The organism is Actinocrinis sp. (genome assembly GCF_035946395.1).
Taxonomy (GTDB): Bacteria; Actinomycetota; Actinomycetes; order Streptomycetales; family Catenulisporaceae; genus Actinocrinis.
This window is the reverse complement of the sequence record NZ_DASYZI010000080.1, coordinates 1-3939: the sequence shown is the minus strand read 5'-3', so window position 1 is coordinate 3939 and position 3939 is coordinate 1. Positions and strand designations below refer to the sequence as shown.

The following is a 3939-nucleotide window of genomic DNA, read 5'->3' as shown; positions in this document are numbered from 1 at the left end:
GACCGTGGGCCTGAACAACTTCATCGGCGCCTATTCGGTGGACTGGCAGCACCTGTTCGCCGGCTCGGTCATCGCGACGATCCCGGTCATCGTCCTGTTCGCCCTCATCGAGCGCAAGGTCGTCTCCGGCCTCACCGCCGGATCGGTGAAGTAGCCCAACAGCTCAGCGCGGAATGCAGACACTGCTTCCGCACTCCCGCCCGACACGCCCAGCCGCGCGTGCCGGGCGAGTGCACACCGATCAGGATTCGAGAAGCGCGCCCACCAGCCCGCGCCTAGTGTGGCGGTCGTGGACATAAACAACGGTCCACGCACCACGCACCGCAACGGGTCCGATCGGGCCCACGACTTCAGGAGTGACCATGACCGGCTCTTCCAGCCAGGCGGTCCAGGGAATCAAGACCGTGCTGCACCCCGTGTCCGACCTGGCAAAGGCCAAGGCCGTGTACGCCGCCCTTCTCGGCACCGAGCCGACCGCCGACTCGTCCTACTACGTCGGCTTCGACGCCGCGGGTCAGCACATCGGGCTGGTGCCGGGCGGCGGGCCGCAGGGCATGACCGGGCCGGTAGCCTACTGGCACGTGGCGGACATCGAGGCGAAGCTGGCCGAGGTCACCGCCGCGGGCGCCACCGTGAAGGAGCCCGTGCACGAAGTCGGGCCTGGCCGTGTGGTGGCCACCGTCACCGATCCCGACGGCAACGTCCTCGGGCTGCTCCAGGACAAGTGAGTGCCGAAACACCGTGCCCGCGCTCCGTCGTGACGACGTGAGCGCGGGCACGGGCGCAGAGCGGATGGAGACACGATGAGCACGGAGACGCGGCAATCACCCACGTCGAGCGCCGCAGACAGCCACGAGGTCATCCGCGTGCACGGCGCGCGCGAGAACAACCTCAAGGACATCAGCGTCGAGATCCCGAAGCGGCGGCTGACGGTGTTCACCGGCGTGTCCGGCTCGGGCAAGAGCTCTCTGGTGTTCGACACGATCGCCGCGGAGTCGCAGCGGCTGATCAACGAGACGTACAGCGCGTTCGTGCAGGGCTTCATGCCGACGGTGGCGCGGCCCGACGTGGATGTGCTCGAAGGGCTGACGACCGCGATCATCGTCGACCAGCAGCGGATGGGCGCCGATCCCCGTTCCACGGTCGGCACGGCCACTGACGCCAACGCGATGCTGCGCATCCTGTTCAGTCGGCTCGGAAAGCCGTACATCGGCTCGCCCAAGGCGTTCTCGTTCAACATCCCGTCGATCAGCGGCGCGGGCGCGGTCACACTGGAGCGCGCCGGTAAGACGGTCAAGGAACGCCGCAGCTTCAGCATCACCGGCGGCATGTGCGCACGCTGCGAAGGCCGCGGCACGGTCTCCGACATCGATCTGTCCCAGCTCTACGACGAGAGCAGGTCGCTCAACGAGGGCGCGATCACCGTGCCCGGCTACACCGGCGGCGGCTGGAACTCCCGGCTCTACGCCGAGTCGGGCTTCTACGACCCGGACAAGCCGATCCACAAGTTCACCAAGAAGGAACTGGACGCCTTCCTGTACCACGAGCCGACCAGGATGAAGATCGCGGGCATCAACATGACCTACGAGGGTCTGGTGCCGCGCATCCAGAAGTCGATGCTCTCCAAAGACAGGGAAGCGATGCAGCCGCACGTCCGGACCTTCGTGGACCGCGCGGTCACCTTCACCACCTGCCCCGAATGCGACGGCACCCGGCTGAACGACGGCGCCCGGTCATCGAAGATCAAGGGGATCAGCATCGCCGATGCGTGCAAGATGCAGATCAGCGACCTGGCCGAATGGGTGAACGCCCTCGACGAGCCATCCGTCGCACCGCTGCTCACCACCCTCCACCACGCCCTCGAATCGTTCGTGGAGATCGGCCTGGGCTATCTCTCACTCGACCGGCCGTCAGGCACCCTCTCCGGCGGTGAGGCGCAGCGCGTCAAGATGATCCGCCAGCTCGGCTCGTCGCTCACCGACGTCACGTACGTCTTCGACGAACCCACCACCGGCCTGCACCCCCACGACATCCAGCGGATGAACGACCTGCTGCTGCGCCTGCGGGACAAGGGCAACACGGTGCTGGTCGTCGAGCACAAGCCCGAAACGATCGCGATCGCCGACCACGTCGTCGACCTGGGCCCCGGCGCCGGCGCTGCGGGCGGCACCGTCTGCTTCGAAGGCACCCTGGAAGGCCTGCGCAAGAGCAACACCACCACCGGCCACCACCTGGACGACCGGACCACCGTGAAGAAGGAGGTACGCACCCCCACCGGCAAACTCGCGATCCGCGGCGCAACAACGCACAACCTGCGCGACGTCGACGTCGACATCCCGCTCGGCGTGCTCGTCGTGATCACCGGCGTAGCCGGCTCCGGCAAGAGCTCGCTGGTCCACGGCTCGATGCCCACGGACACCGGCGTCGTCTCCGTAGACCAGGGCGGAATCCGCGGCTCGCGCCGCAGCAACCCGGCCACCTACACCGGCCTGCTGGACCCGATCCGCAACGCGTTCGCGAAGGCCAACGGCGTGAAACCGGCGCTGTTCAGCGCCAACTCCGAGGGCGCCTGCCCCAACTGCAACGGTGCAGGCGTCATCTACACCGACCTGGCGATGATGGCCGGCGTGGCCACCACCTGTGAGGAGTGCGAAGGCAAGCGCTTCCAGGCGGCAGTGCTGGAGTACCACCTCGGCGGCAAAGACATCAACGAGGTCCTCGGCATGTCCGTGACCGACGCCAGGGAGTTCTTCGGCACCGGCGACGCCAGAACCCCGCCCGCCCGCACCATCCTCGACCGCTTGGCCGACGTCGGCCTCGGCTATCTGAGCATCGGCCAGCCCCTCACCACGCTCTCCGGCGGCGAGCGCCAACGCCTGAAGCTGGCCACCCACATGGCCGAGAAGGGCGGCATCTACGTCCTCGACGAGCCGACCGCCGGCCTGCACTTGGCCGACGTCGAGCAACTCCTCGGCCTACTGGACCGCCTCGTCGACGCAGGCAAGTCGGTCATCGTCGTCGAACACCACCAGGCCGTCATGGCCCACGCCGACTGGATCATCAACCTGGGCCCCGGCGCCGGCCACGACGGCGGCCGCATCGTCTTCGAAGGCACCCCCGCCGCGCTGGTCGCCGCCCGCTCCACCCTCACCGGCGAACACCTGGCAGCCTACGTCGGCGCATGACCAAACCCGGCAACCGCATGCTGACGTGCGTCGTTACGCGTACACGGTGATGCGTAACCCGCCATCCCCGCGCATCGTGACCGCCTGCTCGCTACTCACCGGCAAGCACCTGGCGAGCCACGGTCGACTGCCGACCCAATAGGTCGCATTCGAGCGTCTATCGATCGCCGTAGTGGTAGCGGCAGGCGATGATTTCGACGTCGTCGCCCTTGATTCGTAGACCAACCGATGTTCGCGATCAACGCGTCTGGGCCAGAAGCCGGACAGTTCAAGCCGACGACCGTGCGATCCCCAGACGCAATCCACCTGGCCACCGCGCTGCGGACCCGTCCCACATCCCTCATCACGTACGACAAACGCTTGGCCGACGCGGCACAGGAAGCCGGGCTCGCCGTCCAGATGCCCGGAACGTGAGCTCCAGCAACGTGAGCGGTTGGACACAACGAACAGTGCTTTCCGGCTTCACCGGAAAGCACTGTTTTATCTGACTTGTGGACCTTCTGGCCTCTTACTCGAACCCAAATGCCCAGCTCACAGAGGTGCGGGCACGGTTTTGAGCCTCTGGGCACCACACCAGGCGATTGCGATCACGGGGACACGATGTAGGGCGCAGCCGTGCCGCCATCCCCACTTGCATTGTAAGACAAATCGTCTTACAATTCGTTCATGGCCGACACCATCACCATTCGCCCCGACGCCGAAACCTCTCACGCCCTCGACATACTCACACACGACGGCGCGAGCCGCTCCGCCG

Annotated in this window: 3 protein-coding genes and 1 pseudogene; all 4 read left to right on the top strand. The window is 66.7% G+C overall.

The window, feature by feature from the left end; translation table 11 throughout:
• Positions 1 to 154: pseudogene (locus tag VGS97_RS29425) on the top strand (carbohydrate ABC transporter permease); the annotation flags it as partial.
• 208 nt (positions 155 to 362) lie between these two features.
• On the top strand, positions 363 to 728 hold the full coding sequence (locus VGS97_RS05600) for a VOC family protein (RefSeq protein WP_326852134.1): 366 nt from the start codon (positions 363 to 365) through the stop codon (positions 726 to 728).
• A 75-nt stretch (positions 729 to 803) separates the two neighbouring features.
• Positions 804 to 3185, top strand: coding sequence for an excinuclease ABC subunit UvrA (locus VGS97_RS05595; RefSeq protein ID WP_326852133.1), 2382 nt, complete (start codon positions 804 to 806; stop codon positions 3183 to 3185).
• A gap of 282 nt (positions 3186 to 3467) precedes the next feature.
• The gene (locus VGS97_RS05590) at positions 3468 to 3599 is read left to right on the top strand and encodes a hypothetical protein (protein WP_326852132.1); all 132 of its coding nucleotides are present in this window, start codon (positions 3468 to 3470) and stop codon (positions 3597 to 3599) included.
• Positions 3600 to 3939 lie beyond the last annotated feature (340 nt).

What these genes read in the sequence shown, in the direction of transcription:
- VGS97_RS05600 (WP_326852134.1), top strand. Translation starts at nt 363, where the DNA reads ATGACCGGCTCTTCCAGCCAGGCGGTCCAGGGAATCAAGACCGTGCTG.
- VGS97_RS05595 (WP_326852133.1), top strand. Translation starts at nt 804, where the DNA reads ATGAGCACGGAGACGCGGCAATCACCCACGTCGAGCGCCGCAGACAGC.